This window comes from Streptomyces sp. Go-475, assembly GCF_003330845.1.
Taxonomy (GTDB): Bacteria; Actinomycetota; Actinomycetes; order Streptomycetales; family Streptomycetaceae; genus Streptomyces.
The window spans coordinates 1,522,065-1,546,385 of record NZ_CP026121.1 but is presented as its reverse complement, the minus strand read 5'-3'; the positions used below and the strand labels follow the sequence as shown (position 1 = coordinate 1,546,385).

Sequence of the window (24,321 nt, the reverse complement as noted above, 5' to 3'; positions counted from 1 at the left end):
CACCCCGCCGCCCCACCGGGCACACCCCGCACCGGCCCCCGGCGTGCGGTCCGTGTGCCCCGGGGCACAGGGGCTAAACGAGGCACTTCCGTCGCGCACGTCGTAGACTGGTCGGTCCACTGCAGGCCGGTTCCCACGTGGGAACCGGCCTGATCGTCCCTCAAGGAGGTAGGTGGATGACCAGTACGGTCCCCGCGCTCGGTACCCGGACGGCCGAAGGGTCGGCCCTCCAGGCCGTGCTCCTCGACATGGACGGCACCCTGGTGGACACGGAGGGCTTCTGGTGGGACGTCGAGGCCGAGGTCTTCGCCTCCCTCGGCCACACGCTCGACGAGTCCTGGCGCCACGTCGTGGTCGGCGGCCCCATGACCCGCAGCGCGGGGTTCCTGATCGAGGCCACCGGCGCCGACATCACCCTCGACGAGCTCACGGTCCTGCTGAACAACGGCTTCGAGGACCGCATCGACGGCGGTCTGCCGCTGATGCCGGGCGCCGGGCGGCTCCTGGCCGAGCTGTACGAGTACGAGGTCCCCACGGCCCTCGTCTCCGCCTCGCACCGGCGCATCATCGACCGGGTGCTGACCTCGCTCGGCGCGCACCACTTCACCCTGACCGTGGCCGGTGACGAGGTGCCGCGCACCAAGCCCCACCCCGACCCGTACCTGGCGGCCGCCGCCGGACTCGGCGCGGACCCGGCCCGCTGCGCCGTCATCGAGGACACCGCGACCGGCGTCGCGGCGGCCGAGGCCGCGGGCTGCCGGGTCGTGGCGGTGCCCTCCGTGGCGCCCATCGCCCCGGCCCTCCGCCGGACGGTCGTCAGCTCCCTGGAAGAGGTCGACCTGACATTTCTGCACGGGCTGATGACGGAAATGCGCTAGCTGTTCACCCAGCGTGCAGCGGTGTTAGGCGGTAATTCCGGAGGTGAATTCGAACCCCTCCGGATGACCGAATTCGCGTGCGTCCGAACCCGTTTACGGGTGTGACGTTCCCCACGCGATCCGGGGTCGACAGCGGATCCGGCGTGTGCCGCGCACCCCCTCCGGAGGGCCGTCGGCGTGCCCTTGTGTCCCGATTGATGGACCGGTGCACCAAAGCTTCCGCCATCCGCTTTTCGGTGTGTCCACGCCCGGTTCCGCAGCGTGATGGCCCCTCAACTCCGGTGGCGGCGAACCCTCCTGCCGGTCCGGACTAATCTCGTCGCGAGAACATCGCCCCACCCCCGTGATCCGCTGCGCCACCCCTGCATGCCGGGTACACGGAGTAGACAGCTCTGGAGAAACTCGAGCATGAACCGCAAGACTTTGGTGCTGCCGGCCGTGATCGGTCTGCTCGCGCCGGTGCTCGCCGCCTGCGGCGGGTCCGACAGCGGGAGCAGCGACAGCGGCGCGATCGTCGTCGGCACCACGGACCGGTTCACCGCCTCGAAGGACGCCCCCGCGCCCCTCGACCCGGCGTACGCCTACGACGTCGGCACCTGGAACATCCTGCGCCAGACCGTGCAGACCCTGATGATCCAGCCGCGCGGCGAGGGCGAGCCGGTACCGGAGGCCGCCGAGCGGTGCGGCTTCACCGACACCGGCAACGAGCGCTACGCCTGCACCCTGCGCGACGGACTGAAGTTCGCCAACGGCGACCCCGTCACCGCGGCCGACGTCAAGTACTCCATCGACCGCGCCCGTTCCCTCAAGGCCGACAGCGGTGTGTTCGCCCTGCTGTCCACCATCGACACCGTCGAGACGCAGGGCGACCGCGAGGTCATCTTCCACCTCAAGACGGCCGACGCGACCTTCCCGTACAAGCTGTCGACCCCGGTCGCCGGCATCGTCGACCCCGACGACTACCCGAAGAACAAGCTGCGCGACGGCTTCGACCTGGAGGGTTCCGGCCCGTACACCCTCAAGGCCGACGTCGAGAACGGCGCGATGGTCAAGGCCGAGTTCACCCGCAACCCCGACTACAAGGGGAGCCTGAAGGTGAACAACGACAAGGTCGACATGGTCTCCTTCAAGGACGCCGACGCCATGGGCGACGCGTTGCGGAAGGGCGACATCGACCTGATGACCCGCACCATGTCGCCCGACCAGATCCGCAAGCTCTCCGGTGACGGCGACACCGACATCGACCTCGTCGAGATGCCCGGCCTGGAGATCCGCTACCTGGGCTTCAACACCGACGCCCCGACCGTCAAGTCCAGGGCCGTGCGCCAGGCGATGGCCCAGGTCGTCAACCGCAGCGCGCTGGTCTCCAAGGTCTACGGCTCCCAGGCCGAGCCGCTGTACTCGCTGGTCCCGGCCACCATCACCGGCCACTCCAACTCGTTCTTCAACAAGTACGGCGACCCGAACGTCACCAAGGCCCGCGCCCTGCTGAACCAGGCGAACATCACCACCCCGGTGAAGCTGACGCTGCACTACACCACCGACCACTACGGCCCGGCCACCAAGAAGGAGTTCGAGGTCCTGCGGGACCAGCTGAACTCCACCGGCCTGTTCGACGTCGGCATCAAGGGCACGCCGTGGGACACCTTCCGCCCGGCCGAGAAGAAGGGCGAGTACGACGTCTACGGCATGGGCTGGTTCCCGGACTTCCCGGACGCGGACAACTTCCTCGCGCCCTTCCTCGACGCGGACAACACCCTCGGCTCGCCGTACGACAACAGCCGCATCCGCAACACCCTGATCCCCGAGTCGCGCCGAGAGGCGGACCGGCTGTCCGCCTCCACCAGCCTGACGGACATTCAGGACATCGTCGCCAGTGACGTGCCGGTGCTGCCGCTGTGGCAGGGCAAGCAGTACGTCGCCGCGCGCGACGACATCACGGGTACCGCGTACGCCCTCAACTCCTCCTCGACGCTCCAGCTCTGGGAGCTCGGGCGGGGCGTGAGTGGCTGACGGACCCACTGGAACCCCGGGGCCTGTGACCGCGGCCCCCGGGGATCCGTGCCCCGGAGCCGGGGACATGCTCCGGGCGTTCTCGAGAACCGACGACAAGGCACACACGTGAACATACGCAACCAGTGGCCGGTCCTGCCCATCGTGGCGGGGCTCGCCTCCGGCCTGCTCACCGGCTGTGGCACGGAGACCGGAGACTCCGCGGGGGAGGGCTCCAACGTGGTGGTGGGGATGTCCGACGACGTCCTGGCCACGGACCCCGCCTCCGGCTACGACCCCGGCTCCTGGCTGTTGTTCAACAACGTCTTCCAGTCGCTGCTCAGCTTCCCCAAGGGCGCCACGGAACCGCAGCCCGAGGCCGCCGAGAGCTGCTCCTTCACCGACACCCAGACCACGGTCTACAAGTGCACGCTGAAGGACGGCCTCAAGTTCAGCAACGGTGACGAACTCACGTCCGAGGACGTCAAGTTCTCCTTCGACCGCATGCTGAAGATCAACGACCCGGACGGGCCCGCGATCATGTTCCCCACGCTGCAGAAGGTCGAGACCCCGGACGAGAAGACGGTCGTCTTCCGGCTCAACACGGCCGACGCCACCTTCCCCAGCAAGATCGCCTCGGGCGCCGGGTCCATCGTCGACCACCGCGAGTACGACGCGGACGGGCTCCGCAAGGACGGCCAGGCCGTCGGTTCCGGCCCCTACAAGCTCGACTCGTTCGACAAGGACCAGGCCGTCTTCTCCGTCAACGAGAACTACAAGGGCACCGCCAAGGTGAAGAACACCGGCGTGACGCTCAAGTTCTTCGACGGCGACCAGACCGCCCTGAAGCAGGCGATCCAGAACGGGGAAGTCGACATCGCCTACCGCGGCCTGACCGCGAGCGACATCGCGGACACGGAGAAGGCCGACAACGGCACCGGCGTCGAGGTCGTCGAGGGCAGCAGCGCCGAGGTCCAGCACCTGGTGTTCAACATGAACGACCCGGTCGCCGGAAAGCTCGGCGTCCGCAAGGCCATCGCCCACCTGCTCGACCGCGAGGCCCTCATCAGGGACGTCTACCAGGGCACGGCCACCCCGCTGTACTCGATCATCCCGGCCGGCATCGCCGGCCACAACACGGCCTTCTTCGACACCTACGGCGCCCGGCCCTCGAAGGCCAAGGCGGCGGACGCGCTGCGCGAGGACGGCATCACCGGCAAGGTGAAGCTGACCCTCTGGTCGACCCCGTCCCGCTACGGTCCGGCCACCGACCAGGAGCTGAACGCCATCGCCGGCCAGCTCAACGCCAGCGGCCTGTTCGACGCCGACGTCAAGTCCGTCCCCTTCGGCCAGTACGAGAAGGACATCGCGGCCGGCAAGTACGGCGTCTACGTGAAGGGCTGGGTGCCCGACTACCCGGACGCCGACAACTTCACGGCCCCCTTCTTCGGCAAGGGCAACGTGCTGAACAACAACTACGACAACAGCACCATCACCGGCTCGCTCATCCCGCGCACCGCGGCCCTGACCAACCGGGCCGCCACCGACAAGGAGTTCGGGGAGCTGCAGGACATCGTCGCCGACGAACTGCCCGTCCTGCCGGTGTGGCAGGCCAAGCAGTACGCGGTCGTCCGCGACGGCGTCTACGGCCTGGAGTACTGCCTCGACGCGTCGACCGTGTTCCGCTTCTGGGAGCTGAGCAAGGACGCCTGACGCACGGGTGTGAAGAAGGGCGCCTCCTGCTCGACAGGGGGCGCCCTCTTCGTTGTCGCGTGCTGGAGGGCCCTACTGCGCGCCGGGGCGCACCAGCCCGCTCTCGTAGGCGTACACCGCGGCCTGCACGCGGTCGCGCAGGCCCAGCTTGGTGAGCACGTGCCCGACGTGCGTCTTCACGGTCGTCTCGCTGACGAACAGGTCGGCGGCGATCTCGGCGTTGGACAGTCCGCGCGCCACCAGCTTCAACACCTCGACCTCGCGGTCGGTGAGCGTGTGCAGCGTGTCCGGCACCGGCTCGTCGCCCGAGGGCAGGTGCGTGGCGTACTTGTCGAGCAGCCGGCGCGTGATGCTCGGCGCGAGCATCGCCTCGCCCGCCGCCACGACGCGGATCGCCTGCACCAGCTCGTTGGCGGGCGCGTCCTTGAGCAGGAAGCCGCTCGCCCCGGCCCGCAGGGCCTCCACCACGTACTCGTCGAGGTCGAAGGTGGTCAGCACCAGCACCTTCGCCGGGCCGTCCCGCCCGGGGCCGGTGATCTGCCGGGTCGCCTCCACACCGTCCATCCGCGGCATGCGGATGTCCATCAGGACCACGTCGGGCTGCAGGGCCCGCACCTGGTCGAGCGCCTGGAGGCCGTCTCCGGCCTCGCCGACGACCGCGAGGTCCTGCTCGGCCTCCAGGATCATCCGGAAGCCCGTACGGAGCAGCGGCTGGTCGTCGACCAGTAGGACGCGGATGGCCACGTGAGTCTCCTTCGCTAGTCCGGCCCCATTCTGCCCTGCGCGGGCCCGCCGGACTCAGCCGCCCTCACCGGTCGGTCACCTTCAGCGGCAGCGGGTACGGCGGGGGAGTGCCGCCGAACTCCGGGCAGTGGGCCTGGTGGTCGCACCAGCCGCACAGCTTCGTGGGACGCGGCCGCCAGTCGCCCGTCTCCGTCGCCAGCCGGATCGCCTCCCACAGCGCCAGCAGCTTGCGCTCGACCCGCTCCAGGTCGGCGAGGACCGGGTCGTACGTCAGCACGTCACCGCTGCCGAGGTAGACCAGCTGGAGCCGCCGCGGCACCACGTTCTTCAGCCGCCACACGACCAGGGCGTAGAACTTCATCTGGAACAGGGCGCCCTCGGAGTACTCGGGCCGGGGCGCTTTCCCCGTCTTGTAGTCGACGATCCGGACCTCGCCCGTGGGAGCCACGTCGACCCGGTCGATGATCCCGCGCAGCCGCAGCCCGGACTCCAGCTCGGCCTCGACGAACAGCTCCCGCTCGGCCGGCTCCAGGCGGCTGGGGTCCTCCAGGGTGAACCAGCGCTCGACGAGCTGCTCCGCCTCGCCCAGCCAGCGCGCCAGCCGCTCGCCCTCGGGATCGTCGGCGAACAGCTCCACGACCTCCGGCCGCGTCTCGCGCAGCCGGTCCCACTGGCCGGGGATCAGCGACTTCGCCCGGGGTGGCGTGCGCTCGGCCGCCGGGGCGTCGAAGAGGCGCTCCAGGACCGCGTGCACCAGCGTGCCCCTGGTCGCCGCCTCGCTCGGCTTCTCCGGGAGCCGGTCGATGACCCGGAAGCGGTAGAGCAACGGGCACTGCATGAAGTCACTCGCACGCGAGGGGGACAGCGAGGCGGGCGGTATGGCGGTGGGCCCGGTGACCAGGTCGCTCACGGCGGCCGTCTCCGCCGCCGCCTCCGCCACTGCCTGGACGGCCGTGTCCCCTGCCGTCGCCTCGGGCCCTGCCGTGACCGGCGGATCCACCGCCGCGGCAGGGCTGGTCTCGGGCTGCGCCGCGCCCTCGGTGCTCGTCTCCATGCCCCAGACCATACGGCCCGCCACTGACAGTGACCCGGGCGCGTTCCGTGGGGGAAGCCGGGAAGGGAGGCCGACGTACGGGAAACACAGGGGTGCCGGGGCGGAACGCACCTCGGCGGACGCATACCATCGACTCGAGACCCTCCCGTCCGGCAGGCGCGGGAGACGCTTCGAACGAGGGGACACCGGTGGACGAGAGCGGCGGGCGCGGGCAGCCGCGGTCCGGCAACGACGAGTCGGCCGAGCGCCACGCGGGGCCTCCGGCCCGGGCCGCCGACCAGACCCCCGCCGACGAACGCCCCACGGAGGAACGGCGCTTCACCCCCGAACAGCAGGACGACGCCCCGTCATCAGACACCCCGGCGCCCCGACCGACCCCGCCTGCACACCAGGACTCCACCGTCCCCACGGCCGATGCCCCTTCCCCGGCCCCGGCCCACGGCGAGGCCGACGGGGGCCGCACGCCCGGCAGCGAGAGCGGTGGGCCCAGCGGCTCTGACACCGGTGGTCCGACTACGGTTCCCGCCCACGGCGAGGCCGACGGGAGCGGCACTGAGAGCGGAGGGCCCAGCGGCTCTGCCGATGGCCCTTCCACGGTGCCGACCCGCAGCGAGGCAGAGGGGAGCGGCGCTCCCGACAGCGATGGGCCCACCGGCCCGGCCGCCGGCGGCTCCGCCACGGCCCCCGCCCACGGAAAGGGCGACGTGCGTTCCGGAGGCGGCGACGCGCACCCGGACCGCGCCTACGCCGGCGACCCGCACACCGCGCCCGCGGCCGGCCGCCCCGAGGCAGACCGTCGTGACACCACCGGGCCCGCGGCCGGCAGGCCCGAGGTAGACCGTCGTGACACCACCGCGCCCGCGGCCGGCAGGCCCGAAGCGGATCCCCGTCACACCACCGCGCCCGCGGCCGGCCGCCCCGAGGCAGACCGTCGTGACACCACCGCGCCCGCCGCTGGCCGGCCTGAGGCGGACCGTCGTGACACCACCGCGCCCGCGGCCGGCAGGCCCGAGGCGGACCGTCGTGACACCACCGCGCCCGCGGCCGGCAGGCCCGAGGCGGACCGTCGTGACACCACCGCGCCCGCGGCCGGCAGGCCCGAAGCGGATCCCCGTCACACCACCGCGCCCGCGGCCGGCCGCCCCGAGGCAGACCGTCGTGACACCACCGCGCCCGCCGCTGGCCGGCCCGAAGCGGATCCCCGTCACACCACCGCGCCCGCGCCCGGTCGCCCCGAGGCAGACCCCCGTCACACCCCCACCGCCGACCGCCCCGAAGCGGAGCCTCCTCGCGCGGCCCCGGCGCCTGTCTCCGGCGGCTCCGAGCACCACCCCGAATCACCTGCCGCACACGACCACACCCCGGGCCACCGCCCCCTCGCGCACTCCGCCGACGGCAAGGGCCCCGCCCCCCAGCGGCCCGAGCCCCGGGGCGGGCTGCTCATGGGGCGGCCCTTCGGGGTGCCCGTGTACGTCGCGCCGAGCTGGTTCCTCGTCGCCGCCCTGATCACCTGGGTGTTCGGCGGCCAGCTGGAGCGCGTGCTGCCCGAGCTCGGCGCCGCCCGCTACCTGGTCTCGCTCTTCTTCGCCGTGGCCTTCTACGCCTCCGTGCTGGTCCACGAACTGGCCCACACGGTCGCCGCCCTCCGCTTCAAGCTCCCCGTCCGCCGCATCCAGCTCCAGTTCTTCGGCGGCGTCTCCGAGATCGAGAAGGAGGCCGAGACCCCCGGCCGGGAGTTCGTGCTGGCCTTCGTCGGCCCGCTGCTCTCCCTCGTCCTGGCCGGCGTCTTCTACGCCGCCGTGCAGACCGTGGAACCCGGCACCGTCCCCGGCGTCCTGCTCGCCGGCCTGATGATCTCCAACCTCATCGTGGCCGCGTTCAACCTCCTGCCCGGCCTGCCCCTGGACGGCGGCCGCATGCTCCGCGCCGTCGTCTGGAAGCTCACCGGCAAGCCGATGGCCGGCACCGTCGCCGCCGCCTGGGTCGGCCGCGCCCTCGCCGTCTCCGTCCTGATCGGCCTGCCCCTGCTCACCCAGTCCGGCGCCCTCGGCGCCGAGGCCGTCGACAACGTCGGCATGGACACCGTCCTCGACGCCCTGCTCGCCGCCATCCTCGCCGCGATCATCTGGACCGGCGCCGGCAACAGCCTGCGCATGGCCCGCCTGCGCGAGCACCTCCCCGAGCTGCGCGCCCGCACGCTGACCCGCCGCGCGGTCCCCGTCGAGACCGACACCCCCCTCTCCGAGGCCCTGCGCCGCGCCAACGCCGCCGGAGCCCGCGCCCTGGTCGTCGTCGACGCCGACGGCAAACCCCTCTCCCTCGTCCGCGAGGCCGCCATCGTCGGCGTACCGGAGCACCGCCGCCCCTGGGTCGCGGTCAGCGGCCTCGCCCAGGAGCTCACCGACGGCATGCGCGTCTCGGCGGAACTGTCCGGCGAGGAACTCCTCGACGCCCTGCGCGCCACCCCGGCCACCGAGTACCTGGTCGTGGAGGAGACCGGCGAGATCTACGGCGTCCTGTCGGCGGCCGACGTGGAGCGCGCCTTCGTCAAGGCGATGGCCAGGCCGTCGTAGCGGCCGGCCGCCGGCTGTCCCGGTGGCCGCCCCGGTGCCCGTCCTGGTGGTCGGCGGCCCCCTCCGGTGCCGGTAGGCTGGTCACATGTCCGAACCGACCGGTGCCGCCCGCAGGCGCGGGCCCTTCAAGGTCGGGGACCAGGTACAGCTGACCGACCCCAAGGGCCGCCACTACACGTTCACGCTCGAGGCCGGGAAGAACTTCCACACCCACAAGGGTTCCTTCCCGCACGACGAACTGATCGGCGCTCCCGAGGGCAGCGTTGTCCGCACCACGGGGAACGTCGCCTACCTCGCGCTGCGCCCCCTGCTCCCCGACTACGTCCTGTCCATGCCCCGCGGGGCAGCCGTCGTCTACCCGAAGGACGCGGGGCAGATCCTCGCCTTCGCCGACATCTTCCCCGGCGCGCGCGTCGTGGAGGCCGGCGTCGGCTCCGGCTCGCTCAGCAGCTTCCTGCTGCGCGCCATCGGCGACCAGGGCATGCTCCACAGCTACGAGCGCCGCGCCGACTTCGCCGAGATCGCCCAGGCGAACGTGGAGCGCTACTTCGGCGGCCCGCACCCCGCCTGGCAGCTCACCGTCGGCGACCTCCAGGACAACCTGTCCGACACCGACGTCGACCGCGTCATCCTCGACATGCTCGCCCCCTGGGAGTGCCTGGAGGCCGTCTCCAAGGCGCTCGTCCCCGGCGGCATCCTCTGCTGCTACGTCGCGACCACCACCCAGCTCGCCCGGACCGTCGAGTCCATCCGCGAGATCGGCTGCTTCAACGAGCCGACCTCCTGGGAGACGATGATCCGCAACTGGCACATCGAGGGCCTCGCCGTCCGCCCGGACCACCGGATGATCGGCCACACCGGCTTCCTGCTCACCGCCCGCCGCCTCGCCGACGGCGTCGAGCCCCCCATGCGCCGCCGCCGCCCCGCCAAGGGCGCCTACGGCGAGGACTACGCCGGCCCCAACGCCGACGGCGGCACCGCCCGCTGAGACGGCCCGCACGCACACGAGGCCCAGGCCTCACCGCACACAACGCACAGGCGCCGTGGCGCAGTTCCCGGACACCACACCGGAACTGCGCCACGGCGCCTTCTCGTTGCCGCCCGGGGTGAAACCGGGCGCGACACCGTTGACCTGGCCCGAGGCGACCGGCAGCCGCCTCGCCCGCCGCCGGCGGCCCGCGCCGGCCCCGGCTTGCTGACACAGCGGCAGGAACCGTAACCCCTCTGACTTCCCCGGCACGGGACGCGCACACCCCGCCGTTCCCTCACCGTGTGACGTGTGGCACCATCTTGGCCACCCCACCGGCACAGCCCTCAGGAGACACTCCTAGTGCAGCCTTCCGCCGTCCCGGAGCTCGCCCACACCCACACCCGCCCCATCCACTGGCTCGCCACCGCCACGGCCGTGGCCGGCGTGGTGGCCCTCTCCTCGGTCCTCCAGCCCGGCGCCGCGACGGCCGCTCAGCCGGCCGGCCCCGAGACCAGAAGCGCTCCGGCGAACGCGGCCGCGCCCGATCCGGCCGCGGTGGACTTCCCGATCGCGTGCGGCCCGGTGAAGGCCGTGGTGCGGAAGAAGGCCTCCGGTGATCTCGACGGGGACGGCGTACCCGAGACGGTGGCCGTGGTCCGCTGCGACTCCCCGATGGGCACCCCGCCGGACGGCGTGTACGTCCTCACCCGGGGCGGCGACGGCGGCAAGCCGCGGGTGGTGGCCACGCTGCTCGACCCCAAGGACGGCACCACCGTCGCGGACTTCGCCGTGCGCGACGGGGCCGTCACGGCCACGCTCCTCGGCTACTCGTCGACCGACGTGCCGCGTTGCTGCCCCGACGTGCGGAGCGACGTGAAATGGCGTTGGCAGAACGGCGCGTTCGTCCGCTCGACGCCGGCCGGCGCCCGCAGCGTGTGAGGCGCGTGCGCCAGCGCGTGTGAGATATCAGACAGTAGTGACAGTGCGTAGAGAAGTAGTCACTCTGCGTCCGGTCCGTAGACCTCTGTCCTGTCCGAAACCCGACGTACGTGGATGCACTCGCCCGGACACTCCTTCGCGGAGTCGATCACGTCCGTGAGAAGCGGCAGCGGTACGGGCGTTGTCGCGCCCTTGTCCTGGAGCAACTCGTCGTCGGCGCTCTTCACATAGGCCAGACCGTCGATGTCCAGCTCGAACACCTCCGGCGCGTACTGGGCGCAGATGCCGTCGCCGGTACACAGGTCCTGGTCGATCCAGACCTCCAGAGCCTCGCCGTCGACCCCGGCCTCCTGCTGCACGCTCATCTCTCCTGCCGTTTCTCCGCCGAGCCGTATCGGGAATCCGGCCAGCTCTGACGGGTGTTGAACGCTTCGACCCTACCTCCGCCTGGGTTCCAATCAGGTTCGGTGGGTATTCCCCTGGCGTGAGGGAGAGCGCAAGGGTGAAGATCGGACACACCCCGACCGTCTTTGTGATCTAGGGGTTTCAATCGACACCCGCCCAGGTAGGGTCTGGAAGCGTCCAGCTCCCCTTGGAGGAGGTGAGGACCGTGGCAGCCCACGACGACGACATGAACCGCGGCATCCGCCCGGGACGCGGGTCCGATGACCCGGCCGGGCAGATCGCCTACCTTGAGCAGGAGATCGCCGTCCTGCGACGCAAGCTCGCCGACTCTCCGCGACACACGAGGATTCTCGAAGAGCGGATCGTCGAGCTGCAGACCAATCTGGCCGGCGTGTCCGCGCAGAACGAGCGACTCGCCAACACGCTCCGTGAGGCCCGTGACCAGATCGTGGCCCTCAAGGAGGAGGTCGACCGGCTCGCGCAGCCGCCGGCCGGCTTCGGTGTCTTCCTGACGGCGAACGAGGACGGCACCGCCGACATCTTCACCGGCGGCCGCAAGCTCAGGGTGAACGTCAGCCCCAGCGTCGAGCTCGAGGAGCTCCGGCGCGGCCAGGAAGTGATGCTCAACGAAGCGCTCAACGTGGTCGAGGCCATGGAGTTCGAGCGCGTCGGTGACATCGTCACCCTCAAGGAGATCCTCGAGGACGGCGAGCGGGCCCTGGTGCTCGGGCACACCGACGAGGAGCGGGTGGTACGGCTCGCCGAGCCGCTGCTGGACGTCACCATCCGCCCCGGCGACGCCCTGCTCCTGGAGCCCCGCTCCGGATACGTCTACGAGGTCGTCCCCAAGAGCGAGGTCGAGGAGCTCGTCCTCGAAGAGGTCCCCGACATCGGCTACGAGCAGATCGGTGGTCTCGGCGGCCAGATCGAGGCCATCCGGGACGCCGTCGAGCTCCCCTACCTCTACCCGGACCTGTTCAAGGAGCACGAACTGCGGCCGCCCAAGGGTGTGCTGCTGTACGGACCCCCTGGATGCGGTAAGACACTGATCGCCAAGGCCGTGGCCAATTCGCTGGCCAAGAAGGTCGCCGAGGTGACCGGCCAGGCCGCCGGCAAGAGCTTCTTCCTGAACATCAAGGGCCCCGAGCTGCTGAACAAGTACGTCGGTGAGACGGAGCGGCAGATCCGCCTCGTCTTCCAGCGGGCCCGTGAGAAGGCCAGCGAGGGCACCCCCGTCATCGTCTTCTTCGACGAGATGGAGTCCCTCTTCCGCACCCGTGGCTCCGGTGTCAGCTCGGACGTGGAGAACACCATCGTCCCGCAGCTGCTCGCCGAGATCGACGGCGTGGAGGGCCTGCAGAACGTGGTCGTGATCGGCGCCTCCAACCGCGAGGACATGATCGACCCGGCCATCCTGCGGCCCGGCCGGCTGGACGTGAAGATCAAGATCGAGCGTCCGGACGCCGAGGCGGCCAAGGACATCTTCGGCAAGTACCTCACCGAGCGCCTCCCGCTGCACGCCGACGACCTCGGCGAGCACGGCGGCGACAAGGGTGCCACGGTCCAGAACATGATCCAGACGGCCGTCGAGCACATGTACGCCGAATCCGAGGAGAACCGCTTCCTGGAGGTCACCTACGCCAACGGTGACAAGGAAGTCCTCTACTTCAAGGACTTCAATTCCGGCGCCATGATCGAGAACATCGTGGGCCGGGCCAAGAAGATGGCGATCAAGGACTTCCTCGAGAAGAACCAGAAGGGCCTCCGCGTCTCCCACCTCCTCCAGGCCTGCGTGGACGAGTTCAAGGAGAACGAGGACCTGCCGAACACCACCAACCCGGACGACTGGGCCCGTATCTCCGGAAAGAAGGGCGAGCGGATCGTGTACATCCGTACGCTCATCACCGGAAAGCAGGGTGCGGACACCGGACGCTCCATCGACACGGTGGCGAACACCGGTCAGTACCTGTAAAAGGCAGGGCGGCTGCGGGTGCCCGTCGCGGGTACCCGCAGCCGACTGTTTTTCAGGCCACGGCTGGAGCAACGCAATGACGCAAATGATCTCCCCACCAGCGCAAAGGCGTTCTAGGCTCTTGCGTACCGCCGAGTCGCGCAGTGCGGGGACGGGCACCGCACACGCAACCGAGCGCCAGCGGTATCTGAGTGGCGCCCACGACCGAGGGTGCCGCCGGGCAAGGAGGGCCGCATGACCGTACGGCGAGTAATGGGCATCGAGACGGAGTACGGGATCTCCGTCCCCGGCCACCCCAACGCCAATGCCATGCTCACCTCGTCCCAGATCGTGAACGCCTACGCGGCGGCGATGCACCGGGCCCGCCGGGCCCGCTGGGACTTCGAGGAGGAGAATCCGCTGCGGGACGCGCGAGGCTTCGACCTCGCCCGTGAGGCCGCCGACTCCAGCCAGCTCACCGACGAGGACATCGGCCTGGCCAACGTGATCCTCACCAACGGTGCACGGCTCTACGTCGACCACGCGCACCCCGAGTACAGCGCCCCCGAGGTGACCAACCCCCGGGACGCCGTCCTCTGGGACAAGGCCGGCGAGCGGATCATGGCGGAGGCCGCGGAACGGGCCGCCCAGCTGCCCGGTGCCCAGCCGATCCACCTCTACAAGAACAACACCGACAACAAGGGCGCGTCCTACGGCACGCACGAGAACTACCTGATGAAGCGGGAGACCCCCTTCTCGGACATCGTGCGCCACCTGACGCCGTTCTTCGTCTCCCGCCAGGTCTTCGCCGGAGCGGGCCGCGTCGGCATCGGCCAGGACGGGCACGAGCACGGCTTCCAGCTGAGCCAGCGCGCCGACTACTTCGAGGTCGAGGTCGGCCTGGAGACGACGCTCAAGCGTCCGATCATCAACACCCGCGACGAGCCGCACGCGGACGCCGAGAAGTACCGGCGCCTGCACGTGATCATCGGCGACGCGAACCTGTCGGAGATCTCGACCTACCTCAAGCTGGGCACGACCGCGCTGGTCCTGTCGATGATCGAGGACGGCTTCATCGCCGTCGACCTGGCCGTCGACCAGCCGGTCCGCACCCTCCACCAGGTCTCGCACGACCCGTCCCTGAAGCGCCTGGTCACGCTCCGCAGCGGCCGGACGCTCACGGCGGTGCAGTTGCAGATGGAGTACTACGAGCTGGCGCGCAAGTACGTGGAGGAGCGGTTCGGCGCCGACGCCGACGAGCAGACCAAGGACGTCCTGTCCCGCTGGGAGGACACCCTCACCCGTCTGGAGCACGACCCGATGAGCCTGGCCGGCGAGCTGGACTGGGTCGCCAAGCGGGAGCTCATGGAGGGCTACCGGCGCCGGGACAACCTGGACTGGGACGCGGCCCGGCTCCACCTGGTCGACCTCCAGTACGCCGACGTACGGCCCGACAAGGGCCTGTACAACCGTCTGGTGGCCCGCGGGCGCATGAAGCGGCTGCTGGACGAGGCGGATGTCGAGCGGGCCCGTACGGCGCCGCCGGAGGACACCCGGGCGTACTTCCGCGGGCGCTGCCTGGAGCAGTACGCCGATGACGTCGCGGCCGCCTCCTGGGACTCGGTGATCTTCGACCTGCCGGGCCGGGACTCGCTGCAGCGCGTTCCAACCCTGGAACCGCTTCGCGGAACGCGTAATCACGTCAAGGAGCTCCTGGACCGCTGCCGCACCGCGGAAGACCTGGTCAGGGTGTTGTCCGGAGGGTGAGCACGCATCGCGGGTACTCGGGAGGGGCCCGCCGGACAGGGTGGAAAATCCCTGGTCCGGGAATCATCGAGGTGGTCCCCGTACGTTGGAGCAACTGCGGGGCCATTGTCAGACCCGGCGAGTAGGGTCTGATCTTGACCGAGCAACTGTGTCGGGCGAACCGAGCGGGGTGAGGGATATGGCGACCAAGGACACCGGCGGCGGACAGCAGAAGGCCACCCGGTCCACCGAGGAGGTCGAGGAGCAGGCGGCAGAGGCGCAGGCTTCCGAGGACCTCAAGGAGCGTCAGGAGAAGCTGAGCGACGACGTGGACTCGGTCCTGGACGAGATCGACGACGTACTCGAGGAAAATGCGGAGGATTTCGTTCGGAGCTTCGTGCAAAAAGGCGGGCAGTGAAGGCAGGGGGCGCGTTCAGCCTTTGATCCGAAGGTGACGGGGGATGGAAGCGGCCAGCGAGCCGAACGCGAGGCAATGCAGGAAGTGCGAGCGGGATTTGCCTCTTGCTGCATTCGCCCGCGACAAGAATCGGCGGGACGGCCTCCAGGTGCACTGCCGGGAGTGCGTGGCGAAGTACAGCGCCGCGCACTACCGGCGTCGCCGGGAGGCCATGGTGAAGCCGGTCCGGGAGCAGGTGGACGTCCCGACCGGATACAAGCTCTGCCGGACATGTGGCGAGATCAAGCCCCACAGCGAATGGCACCGCAATGCGACCGCTTCCGACGGGTTGTCGACCCGTTGCAAGGCGTGCCGAGCGGTGCAGGGTCGGCAGGGGCATCTGAAGCGGAAGTACGGCATCACGGAAGCCGAACGCGACGGTCTGATCGCCTCCCAGGGAGGCGTGTGCTGTATATGTCTGTCGGCCGTGCCCGAGCATGTGGATCACTGCCACAAGACGGGTAGGGTCCGTGGCGTACTGTGCTTCAGCTGCAACGCCGCACTGGGGCAGTTCAAGGATCGGCCCGATGCAGTAAGGCGGGCTGCCGCTTATGTGGAAGGAATCGCGTGGAAGCCAACACTCGTAGCACCGGGCGTCTACCAGCTGCCTTCCTGACGCCAGGCTCTTCCTCCTTCATGGACTTCCTCTCCGACTACCAGCCCGAACTGCTGCCGGGCAACAAGAAGTTGCCGCCCGTCCAGGGCGCCATCGAGGCGCCGCACGGCACGACGATCGTGGCCGTGACCTTCCCGGGCGGCGTGGTCCTCGCCGGTGACCGGCGCGCCACCATGGGCAACGTCATCGCGCAGCGGGACATCGAGAAGGTCTTCCCCGCCGACGAGTACTCGGCGGTGGGCATCGCCGGTACGGCGGGTCTGGCCGTGGAGATGGTGAAGCTGTTCCAGCTGGAGCTGGAGCACTTCGAGAAGGTCGAGGGCGCACAGCTGTCCCTGGAGGGCAAGGCCAACCGGCTCTCGACGATGATCCGCTCCAACCTGGGCATGGCCATGCAGGGACTGGCCGTCGTCCCGCTCTTCGCCGGGTACGACGTGGACCGGGAGAAGGGCCGGATCTTCTCCTACGACGTCACGGGCGGGCGATCCGAGGAGCAGGGCTACGCGGCCACCGGCTCCGGGTCGATCTTCGCGCGCGGCGCGATGAAGAAGCTCTTCCGGGACGACCTCAGCGAGGCCGAGGCCACGACGCTCGTGGTCCAGGCGCTCTACGACGCGGCAGACGACGACTCGGCGACCGGCGGTCCCGATGTCGCCCGCCGGATCTATCCCATCGTCACCGTGATCACCGAGGACGGCTTCCGCCGGCTCACCGAGGACGAGTCGTCCGAGATCGCGCGCTCCGTCCTGGAGCGGCGTCTCCAGCAGCCGGACGGTCCGCGGGCCGCGCTGCTGTAGGCGGCGGGCGTTCTTGTGAGGGTGGTCCAGTGAACCGACGGAATCTTCAAGAGAGGGACGGATAACCGGTGTCGACGCCGTTCTATGTCTCACCCCAGCAGGCGATGGCCGACAAGGCGGAGTACGCCCGCAAGGGCATCGCCCGTGGCCGCAGCCTGGTCGTGCTGCAGTACGCCGACGGCATCGTGTTCGTCGGCGAGAACCCGTCCCGTGCGCTGCACAAGTTCAGCGAGATCTACGACCGGATCGGCTTCGCCGCCGCCGGCAAGTACAACGAGTACGAGAACCTGCGGATCGGCGGCGTTCGCTACGCCGACCTGCGGGGTTACACCTACGACCGGGGCGATGTGACGGCCCGCGGTCTGGCCAACGTGTACGCGCAGACGCTGGGCACGATCTTCTCCAGCGTCGGGGAGAAGCCGTACGAGGTGGAGCTGGTCGTCGCCGAGGTCGGTGAGACCCCGGAGGGGGACCAGATCTACCGGCTGCCGCACGACGGCTCCATCGTGGACGAGCACGGCTCGGTCGCGGTGGGTGGTAACGCGGAGCAGATCAGCAGCTATCTGGACCAGCGCCACCGGGACGGTATGACGCTGGCCGAGGCGCTCAAGCTGGCGGTGCAGTCGCTGTCCCGGGACACCAACGGCAGTGAGCGGGAGATTCCCGCGGAGCGGCTGGAGGTGGCGGTGCTGGACCGGACGCGACCGCAGAAGCGGAAGTTCAAGCGGATCAGTGGGCGGCAGCTGGAGCGGCTGCTGGGCGAGGACGGGGGGAAGCCGGGAGCGGAGTCGGAGCCGGAGGGGTCCGAGGACGCCGAGTAGCGACCCGTCGCTTGCGCTCGCCGCGCCCCGGCCGTATCTGGCCGGGGCGCGCGGTCGTGTTGCCGGTGCGGGTGGGGGCGCGTCTTTGCCTGACGTCGGGTGGCGGGTCGGGGCCGCGCCGGCGGGTGCCGGTCCGCTCAGCTGCGGGCGTGCGTGCCGCCAGGGGCGGCAGGGGTGGGCGCGGCGGCACCCCGTTCCGCCGGGGTGCGGACCCACCCGGCCCCAGCACCGGCGCCGGATGCGGGCTAACGAGGCGGTGCTGTGGACCCCCGTACGAGCAACTGCACCGGGATGTCCCCGCCCTCGGGTGAGCGGCCCTCCAGGACCGCCAGGAGGGCCCGCATGCCCCGTTCACCGAAGAGCTCCGCGTCCAGGCGGACCGTCGTCAGCTCGGGGTCGATGGCCGTGGCGAGGGCCAGGTCGTCCAGCCCGGTGACGGAGACGTCGTCGGGGATGCGGAGGCCGAGGCGCCGGGCCGCCTTGTACGCGCCCGCGGCCAGCTTGTCGTCGTCACAGACCAGCGCGGTGGGGCGCGGCCCGGGCACCGACAGGGCGGCCTCCGTGGCGGCCACGGCGCCCTCGATGGAGATGGGGGCCCGGGCCGTGCGGACCGACGTGCCCGGTACCCCGGCCAGCCGCGCCGCCAGTTCCCTGGCCCGTACCTCGAACGTCCAGGACGGCACGTCCGCCGCCAGGTGGAGGAAGCGGCGGTGGCCCAGGGACAGCAGGTGCTCCGCGACCTGGCGGACGCCGTCGGCGATGTCCAGGTTGACCGTCGCCGCGCCGAGGCTGCCCGCCGGGTCGCTGTCCAGCATGACCAGGGGGAGCGCCTCGCCGCGGATCGCGGTCAGCGCGTCCGCCGCCATGGACGAGGCGATGACGCCGTCCAGGGCCGCTTGGGCGGAGGCGAAGGGGTCGCGGGCGGGGCCGATGCCCTCGGGGGAGGGGTAGAGGACCACGCCGAAGCCGTGCTCGGCGGCGACCCGGGCCGCGCCCGTGTAGACGCCCGCGAAGAACTCCGTGGTCAGGGCCGGGACCACCAGCAGGACCGTGCGCGTGCGGCCCAGGCGCAGGTTCCGGGCGGCCAGGTTCGGGCGGTAGCCCAGGTCGCGGGCCGCCTCGCGGACCCGTTCGGCCGTCGCCTCCGAGACCCGGCCGCGCCACTTGTCCCCGAGGACCAGGGAGACCGCCGCCTGCGAGACGCCGGCGGCCTGGGCGACGTCCCGGCTCGTGGGCCGTGTGCTGCCTCGTGCCACCGTCGGGCCGCTCCTTCGTCTGGACTCGCGAACAGCGGACATGGTACGTATGGGAACCGACGTTATACGTAAAACTTAGGGCGGGGACATGGCCACGGGATACCTGGAGATCCTTCGGGCGCGGCACGCCGCCCGACTGCTCGTCGGCACGCTGGTGGGACGGCTGCCCAACGCCACGGCGGCCATCGCGATCGTGCTGTTCGTGCGGGCCGAAGGCGGCTCGTACAGCCTCGCCGGGGCGCTGGCGGGCGTGTACGGCGTCGCCAACGCGGTGGGGCAGCCGGTGCTGGGCCGGCTCGTGGACCTGCGCGGGCAGCCGCGCGTGCAGTTGCCGGCGGCCGTCCTGGCCGCGCTCGCCATGGCCGTCTTCGCCTTCGCCGGCATCGGGTCGCTGCCCCTCGCGTACGCCGCCGTGGCGGCCGCCGGGCTCTTCGCGCCGCCCCTGGAGGGCGGGCTGCGCGCCCTGTGGGGCTCCGTGCTGCGGCGGGAGGACCAGGTGCACACGGCGTACGCCATGGACGCCGTGGCCCAGGAGGTGATGTTCACCGTCGGGCCGCTGCTGGTGACGCTGTGCGTGTCCCTCTGGTCGGCCCAGGCCGCGCTGCTCGTGCTGAACGTCGTCGGGGTGCTGGGCGCGCTGTCCGTCGTGGTGTCGCCGCCCTCGCGCGCGTGGCGGTCGGCGCCGCGCGAGGCGCACTGGCTCGGCGCGCTGCGCTCCCCGGGGCTGCTGGCGCTGCTGGCGGCGTTCCTGTTCATCGGGATGGCGCTCGGGTCCATCACGGTCGCCTCGGTGCCCTACGCGGACGCGCACGGCGGTGACGCGGTGTACGGCTGGCTGATGGCGGCCCTGGGGTTCGGGGCGCTGGTCGGCGGCACCGTCTACGGGGCCCGGCAGTGGGCCGGTGAGCCCGCGCGGAGACTGCGGGTGCTGGTGGCGCTTCTGGTGGTCTGTTACCTGCCGCTGATGCTCATGCCGGACGCCGTGCCCATGGTGGCGCTGACCGCGCTCGCGGGGGTCTTCCTCGCCCCCGCCATCGCCTGCGCGTTCGTCCTGGTCGACCGGCACGCCCCGCGCGGCACGGTCACCGAGGCGTTCTCCTGGCTGGTGACGACATTCACCGTGGGCCACTCGGTCGGAACGGGCGTCGCGGGACCCGTCGTGGAGGCGGGTGGGGCCCTGTGGGGCTTCGCCGTGCCGGGTGTGGTGGGTGCCGTGTCCCTGCTGGTTTTGAGCGCCACGGCGCGGGTACTCGCAGCTCCCGGTGGGGGAGCGGTCGTTGCCGCCGGTTCGGAAAATGATCCGAACCGTGCCCTCGAACCCCGTTTCAGTTCAGGGGATCGGGCGTAATGTTCCCTCATGGACCGCCGCATTTTCGGGCTGGAGAACGAGTACGGCGTCACGTGCACGTTCAGGGGACAGCGCCGCCTGTCTCCTGACGAGGTGGCGCGGTACCTCTTCCGCCGTGTCGTGTCATGGGGCCGCAGCAGCAATGTCTTTCTGCGAAACGGCGCCCGCCTCTATCTCGACGTGGGATCACATCCGGAATACGCGACACCGGAATGTGACAACGTGATCGAACTGGTCACCCACGACAAAGCGGGCGAGCGCATTCTCGAAGGACTCCTGGTGGACGCCGAACGACGCCTGCACGAGGAGGGAATCGCGGGCGACGTCTACCTCTTCAAGAACAACACCGACTCGGCGGGCAACTCCTACGGATGCCACGAGAACTATCTCGTGGCCCGGCACGGGGAGTTCTCGCGTCTCGCGGACATTCTGATTCCGTTCCTGGTCACGCGGCAGCTGCTGTGCGGCGCCGGCAAGGTGCTGCAGACGCCGCGCGGGGCCGTGTACTGCGTCAGCCAGCGGGCCGAGCACATCTGGGAGGGCGTCTCCTCGGCGACCACCCGCTCCCGGCCGATCATCAACACCCGCGACGAGCCGCACGCGGACGCCGAGCGCTACCGCCGCCTGCACGTCATCGTGGGCGACTCGAACATGTCCGAGACGACCATGCTGCTCAAGGTCGGCGCCACCGACCTGGTGCTGCGCATGATCGAGGCGGGCACGGTGATGCGCGACCTCACCCTGGAGAACCCGATCCGGGCGATCCGCGAGGTCAGCCACGACATCACCGGCCGCCGCAAGGTCCGCCTGGCCAGCGGACGCGAGGCCTCCGCCCTGGAGGTGCAGCGCGAGTACTACGAGAAGGCCCTGGACTTCTGCGAGCGCCGCGGCATCCGCACCGGCACCGTCGAGCAGGTCCTGGAGCTGTGGGGCCGCACACTGGACGCGATCGAGTCCGAGGACCTCGACCGCATCGGCACCGAGATCGACTGGGTCATGAAGTACAAGCTCCTCGAGCGGTACCGGGCCAAGCACAACATGACCATGTCGCATCCGCGGGTCGCGCAGATAGACCTCGCCTACCACGACATCCACCGCCGTCGCGGCCTGTACTACCTGCTGGAGAAGAAGGGCCAGGCCGCCCGCATCTGCAACGACTTGAAGATCTTCGAGGGCAAGTCGGTCCCGCCGCAGACCACTCGGGCCCGGCTGCGCGGCGACTTCATCCGCCGGGCCCAGGAGCAGCGCCGTGACTTCACGGTCGACTGGGTTCACCTCAAGCTCAACGACCAGGCCCAGCGCACCGTGTTGTGCAAGGACCCGTTCCGTTCCGTGGACGACCGGGTGGAGAAGCTGATCGCCGGAATGTGAGGAATCGCGCCGGCGGGAAAATCGCCGGAACGCCACACGGGCGCCGTACGTTACAAGTGCGGCGCCCTTCTCACGCCGTAGAGTTGCGCGCACGCCATCAACGAGATCGACCGATTACGAGGCCCCCACAGTGCGCCGACGCTCACTACTCATCTCCGTACCCGCAGGACTGGCCACGCTCGCCGCATGCGGTGACGACAAGTCCGACTCGAGCAAGGCCAGCGACAGCCCGTCGCCCTCGCCGTCGGCCCCGTCCGCGGCCCCGCCGCCGAAGATCGTCGACGGTCCGCTGCCGGCGGTCACCGCGGGCACCAAGTTCGACGAGAAGCCGACGGTCGCCAAGGGCAGCGGCGAGCCGTCGAAGCAGCTCGCGGTGAAGACCCTGATCGCGGGCAGCGGCAAGGCCGTCGCGGAGAACGACTTCGTCGTGGCGAACTACCTGGGCCAGGTCTGGAACACCGCCAAGGTCTTCGACAACTCCTACGACCGCAAGGCCCGCCTCGCCATCCAGCTCACCCAGGGCCAGATCATCGACGGCTGGCGGTACGCGCTGGCGGGCAAGAAGGCCGGCAGCCGCGTCGAGATGGCCGTCCCGCCCACCTGGGGCTACGGCACGCAGGGCAACCCGCAGGCGGGCATCAAGGGCACCGACACGCTGGTCTTCGTCGTCGACATCCAGGACGCGTTCAACGCCACCAGCTCCGCCAAGGGCAAGGAGGTCCCGCAGGACAACGCGGACCTCCCCAAGGTCGGCACCAACACCGACGGCAAGGCCCCCTCCATCGAGGTGCCCAAGAAGGCAGCCCCGAAGAAGCTCGTCGCGGAGTACGTCCTGGAGGGCGACGGCGAGGAGGTCGCCGCCGAGAACAGCGTCCTCGTGCAGTACAAGGGCGTGCTGTGGGACGGCGGCAAGGAGTTCGACTCCTCGTACGCCAACAAGCAGCTGGTGTCGTTCTCGCTCCAGCAGGTCGTCAAGGGCTGGGCGCAGGGCCTGACCGGCAAGAAGGTCGGCAGCCGGGTCCTCATCGTCATCCCGCCGGAGCTGGGCTACGGCGACAACCCGCCGCAGGGCAGCGGCATCAAGAAGGACTCCACGCTGGTCTTCTCGGTGGACATCCTCGCGAAGCTGTGACGTGCGGGGGATGTAAGACTGTGCGTGTTCGCCTTTCCGCAGACAAGCAGGAGCAGCAGACGTGAGCATCGACAAGCCCGAGATCGACTTCCCGGGCGGCGAGCCCCCGGCGGACCTCGAGATCAAGGACATCTGGGAAGGCGACGGCCCGGTCGCGCAGGCCGGCCAGACCGTCACCGTGCACTACGTGGGTGTCGCCTTCAGCACGGGCGAGGAGTTCGACGCCAGCTGGAACCGCGGCACCCCGTTCCGCTTCCCGCTGGGCGGCGGCCGGGTCATCAAGGGCTGGGACCAGGGCGTGCAGGGCATGAAGGTCGGCGGCCGCCGCCAGCTGACGATCCCCGCCCACCTCGCCTACGGCAACCAGAGCCCGACCCCGGCGATCAAGCCCGGCGAGACGCTGATCTTCGTGGTCGACCTGCTCGGGGTCTGAGCAAGGTTCGGACAGACTCGATCACGTGGGGCCCATGCCTGCTCGGGCATGGGCCCTCGGCTTTTGCCGTGCCACCCTGTGGCGGTACGGTCATCGCTCGTAAGCACCATAGGGAGGCGAAGCGCGTCGATGGCCATTGCCAAGGCCGAGCGGCTGATGAACCTGGCGCTGTGTCTGCTCGGGACGCGGCGGCCGCTCAGCAAGCGCGAGCTGCGCGACTCCATCGAGGCCTACGTCGAGGCCTTCGGGCCGGGCAACGGCGCGTCCGGCTCCGATGACTCGTTCAACCGCATGTTCGAGCGCGACAAGGACGACCTGCGCGAGCTCGGACTCGTCATCGAGACGGTCGAGAGCCTCGACGGCGAGATCGGCTACCTGGCCCGCCGGGACAGCAACCGCCTGCCGCCCATCACCCTGGACGCCGAGGAGGCCGCCGCGCTGGGGCTCGCCGCCAAGGTGTGGCAGCAGGCCCGGCTCGCCGGCGCGGCCAGCGGCGCCCTGCAGAAGCTGCGCGCGGCCGGACTCCCGGAGGACGTCGACCCGTACGGTCCGCACGGCGCGCTGGAGCCGCGCATTCCGGTGCATGAGGCGGCCTTCGAGCCGCTGATGCTGGCCTGCCGGGACCGGCGGCCCGTCGTCTTCGACTACCGCAAGGCCACGGCCGCGCACCCCGAGCAGCGGCACGTGGAGCCGTGGGCGCTGGAGTGCTGGCGGGGCCACTGGTACCTGGCGGGCTGGGACCGCGACCGGGGCGCCGAACGGGTGTTCCGGCTGTCCCGGATCACCGGCAAGGTCCGCTCGCGCGGCGGCCGCTACACCGCTGACGTGCCGGACGTCGTGACCGTCCGCGAGACCGTCGCGAGCTGGGCCGGGGAGATCGCCGACCGCTCGGCGCGGATCCGGCTGCGCTCGGACGCCGGTTACCCCCTTCGGGCGAAGGCCACCTCCGTCCGGGAACTCGGCGACGGCTGGGACGAGTTGGAGATTCCGTACGGCCACGGGCTGGACGCCTGGCTGGTGGAGTTCGGGCCGGACGTGGTCGTCCTGGAGCCCGCCGAGCTGCGGGCCGACGTGGTGGACCGGCTGCGGGCCGTGGCCAAGGGCTGAGGGGGAGCGGGGAAGACA

At 70.5% G+C, this 24,321-nt stretch carries 20 protein-coding genes and 1 pseudogene; 17 read left to right on the top strand and 4 right to left on the bottom strand.

The genetic code is table 11. The features are described from left to right. Positions 1–176: 176 nt before the first annotated feature. The 3 genes from C1703_RS07030 to C1703_RS07020 all read left to right on the top strand — a co-directional run bounded on the left by C1703_RS07030 (position 177) and on the right by C1703_RS07020 (position 4,583). Positions 177–878 (top strand): HAD family phosphatase, encoded by a 702-nt coding sequence (locus C1703_RS07030; RefSeq protein ID WP_114251073.1) that lies wholly within the window; start codon positions 177–179, stop codon positions 876–878. A 408-nt stretch (positions 879–1,286) separates the two neighbouring features. After that, on the top strand, positions 1,287–2,891 hold the full coding sequence (locus C1703_RS07025) for an ABC transporter substrate-binding protein (protein WP_114251072.1): 1,605 nt from the start codon (positions 1,287–1,289) through the stop codon (positions 2,889–2,891). A gap of 108 nt (positions 2,892–2,999) precedes the next feature. Continuing rightward, entirely contained in the window at positions 3,000–4,583 is a 1,584-nt protein-coding gene (locus C1703_RS07020; protein ID WP_114251071.1) for an ABC transporter substrate-binding protein, read from the top strand. Positions 4,584–4,655: 72 nt separating this feature from the next. Here C1703_RS07020 and C1703_RS07015 read toward each other — a convergent pair whose 3' ends face one another. Next, positions 4,656–5,327 carry a response regulator transcription factor gene (locus tag C1703_RS07015; RefSeq protein WP_030606450.1) on the bottom strand — a complete coding sequence of 224 codons (672 nt, stop codon included), beginning with the start codon at positions 5,325–5,327 and terminating at the stop codon, positions 4,656–4,658. Between the two features lie 14 nt (positions 5,328–5,341). Then, positions 5,342–6,381, bottom strand: a pseudogene (locus C1703_RS07010) (RecB family exonuclease). 704 nt (positions 6,382–7,085) lie between these two features. Between C1703_RS07010 and C1703_RS07005 the strand changes: the two are divergent. The 3 genes from C1703_RS07005 to C1703_RS06995 all read left to right on the top strand — a co-directional run bounded on the left by C1703_RS07005 (position 7,086) and on the right by C1703_RS06995 (position 10,863). Then, a complete protein-coding gene (locus C1703_RS07005; RefSeq protein ID WP_232840422.1) occupies positions 7,086–8,954 on the top strand; it encodes a site-2 protease family protein in 1,869 nt (622 codons plus the stop codon). An 85-nt stretch (positions 8,955–9,039) separates the two neighbouring features. After that, positions 9,040–9,942, top strand: a complete 903-nt coding sequence (locus tag C1703_RS07000) for a tRNA (adenine-N1)-methyltransferase (RefSeq protein ID WP_031114607.1) — start codon at positions 9,040–9,042, stop codon at positions 9,940–9,942. A 342-nt stretch (positions 9,943–10,284) separates the two neighbouring features. Further along, positions 10,285–10,863 (top strand): hypothetical protein, encoded by a 579-nt coding sequence (locus C1703_RS06995; protein ID WP_114251068.1) that lies wholly within the window; start codon positions 10,285–10,287, stop codon positions 10,861–10,863. A gap of 59 nt (positions 10,864–10,922) precedes the next feature. On the opposite strand, the gene C1703_RS06990 is transcribed toward C1703_RS06995, so the two are convergent. Then, positions 10,923–11,228: a ferredoxin gene (locus C1703_RS06990; RefSeq protein ID WP_114251067.1), complete on the bottom strand. Its 306-nt coding sequence runs from the start codon at positions 11,226–11,228 to the stop codon at positions 10,923–10,925. A gap of 245 nt (positions 11,229–11,473) precedes the next feature. On the opposite strand from C1703_RS06990, the gene arc reads away from it, so the two are divergent. The 6 genes from arc (at position 11,474) to prcA (ending at position 17,656) form a co-directional block, all read left to right on the top strand. Next, positions 11,474–13,240, top strand: coding sequence for a proteasome ATPase (gene arc, locus C1703_RS06980; RefSeq protein WP_114251065.1), 1,767 nt, complete (start codon positions 11,474–11,476; stop codon positions 13,238–13,240). Between the two features lie 234 nt (positions 13,241–13,474). Then, a complete protein-coding gene (dop, locus tag C1703_RS06975) occupies positions 13,475–14,986 on the top strand; it encodes a proteasome accessory factor PafA2 family protein (protein WP_343236394.1) in 1,512 nt (503 codons plus the stop codon). A gap of 178 nt (positions 14,987–15,164) precedes the next feature. After that, positions 15,165–15,383 (top strand): ubiquitin-like protein Pup, encoded by a 219-nt coding sequence (locus C1703_RS06970; RefSeq protein ID WP_030244016.1) that lies wholly within the window; start codon positions 15,165–15,167, stop codon positions 15,381–15,383. 43 nt (positions 15,384–15,426) lie between these two features. Further along, positions 15,427–16,038: an endonuclease VII domain-containing protein gene (locus C1703_RS06965; protein WP_114251063.1), complete on the top strand. Its 612-nt coding sequence runs from the start codon at positions 15,427–15,429 to the stop codon at positions 16,036–16,038. Continuing rightward, entirely contained in the window at positions 15,990–16,835 is an 846-nt protein-coding gene (prcB, locus tag C1703_RS06960; protein ID WP_114251062.1) for a proteasome subunit beta, read from the top strand. Before C1703_RS06965 ends, prcB begins: the two co-directional genes overlap by 49 nt. A gap of 68 nt (positions 16,836–16,903) precedes the next feature. Beyond that, complete coding sequence (prcA, locus tag C1703_RS06955) at positions 16,904–17,656, top strand: proteasome subunit alpha (protein ID WP_114251061.1); 753 nt, start codon at positions 16,904–16,906, stop codon at positions 17,654–17,656. 245 nt (positions 17,657–17,901) lie between these two features. On the opposite strand, the gene C1703_RS06950 is transcribed toward prcA, so the two are convergent. After that, the gene (locus tag C1703_RS06950; protein ID WP_198678105.1) at positions 17,902–18,912 is read right to left on the bottom strand and encodes a LacI family DNA-binding transcriptional regulator; all 1,011 of its coding nucleotides are present in this window, start codon (positions 18,910–18,912) and stop codon (positions 17,902–17,904) included. An 88-nt stretch (positions 18,913–19,000) separates the two neighbouring features. On the opposite strand from C1703_RS06950, the gene C1703_RS06945 reads away from it, so the two are divergent. The 5 genes from C1703_RS06945 (at position 19,001) to C1703_RS06925 (ending at position 24,303) form a co-directional block, all read left to right on the top strand. Continuing rightward, positions 19,001–20,260 carry an MFS transporter gene (locus C1703_RS06945; RefSeq protein WP_114251059.1) on the top strand — a complete coding sequence of 420 codons (1,260 nt, stop codon included), beginning with the start codon at positions 19,001–19,003 and terminating at the stop codon, positions 20,258–20,260. A gap of 9 nt (positions 20,261–20,269) precedes the next feature. Further along, entirely contained in the window at positions 20,270–21,631 is a 1,362-nt protein-coding gene (pafA, locus tag C1703_RS06940; protein WP_114251058.1) for a Pup--protein ligase, read from the top strand. A 130-nt stretch (positions 21,632–21,761) separates the two neighbouring features. Next, on the top strand, positions 21,762–22,763 hold the full coding sequence (locus tag C1703_RS06935; protein ID WP_114251057.1) for an FKBP-type peptidyl-prolyl cis-trans isomerase: 1,002 nt from the start codon (positions 21,762–21,764) through the stop codon (positions 22,761–22,763). A gap of 61 nt (positions 22,764–22,824) precedes the next feature. After that, positions 22,825–23,196: an FKBP-type peptidyl-prolyl cis-trans isomerase gene (locus C1703_RS06930; protein ID WP_019754140.1), complete on the top strand. Its 372-nt coding sequence runs from the start codon at positions 22,825–22,827 to the stop codon at positions 23,194–23,196. A 129-nt stretch (positions 23,197–23,325) separates the two neighbouring features. Next, positions 23,326–24,303, top strand: a complete 978-nt coding sequence (locus C1703_RS06925; RefSeq protein WP_114251056.1) for a WYL domain-containing protein — start codon at positions 23,326–23,328, stop codon at positions 24,301–24,303. Positions 24,304–24,321 lie beyond the last annotated feature (18 nt).

Coding starts and splice junctions, on each gene's coding strand:
- C1703_RS06925 (WP_114251056.1), top strand. CDS start 23,326: ATGGCCATTGCCAAGGCCGAGCGGCTGATGAACCTGGCGCTGTGTCTG.
- C1703_RS06990 (WP_114251067.1), bottom strand. CDS start 11,228: ATGAGCGTGCAGCAGGAGGCCGGGGTCGACGGCGAGGCTCTGGAGGTC.
- dop (WP_343236394.1), top strand. CDS start 13,475: ATGACCGTACGGCGAGTAATGGGCATCGAGACGGAGTACGGGATCTCC.
- pafA (WP_114251058.1), top strand. CDS start 20,270: ATGGACCGCCGCATTTTCGGGCTGGAGAACGAGTACGGCGTCACGTGC.
- C1703_RS07030 (WP_114251073.1), top strand. CDS start 177: ATGACCAGTACGGTCCCCGCGCTCGGTACCCGGACGGCCGAAGGGTCG.
- C1703_RS07025 (WP_114251072.1), top strand. CDS start 1,287: ATGAACCGCAAGACTTTGGTGCTGCCGGCCGTGATCGGTCTGCTCGCG.
- C1703_RS06945 (WP_114251059.1), top strand. CDS start 19,001: ATGGCCACGGGATACCTGGAGATCCTTCGGGCGCGGCACGCCGCCCGA.
- C1703_RS06970 (WP_030244016.1), top strand. CDS start 15,165: ATGGCGACCAAGGACACCGGCGGCGGACAGCAGAAGGCCACCCGGTCC.
- C1703_RS07000 (WP_031114607.1), top strand. CDS start 9,040: ATGTCCGAACCGACCGGTGCCGCCCGCAGGCGCGGGCCCTTCAAGGTC.
- C1703_RS06965 (WP_114251063.1), top strand. CDS start 15,427: ATGGAAGCGGCCAGCGAGCCGAACGCGAGGCAATGCAGGAAGTGCGAG.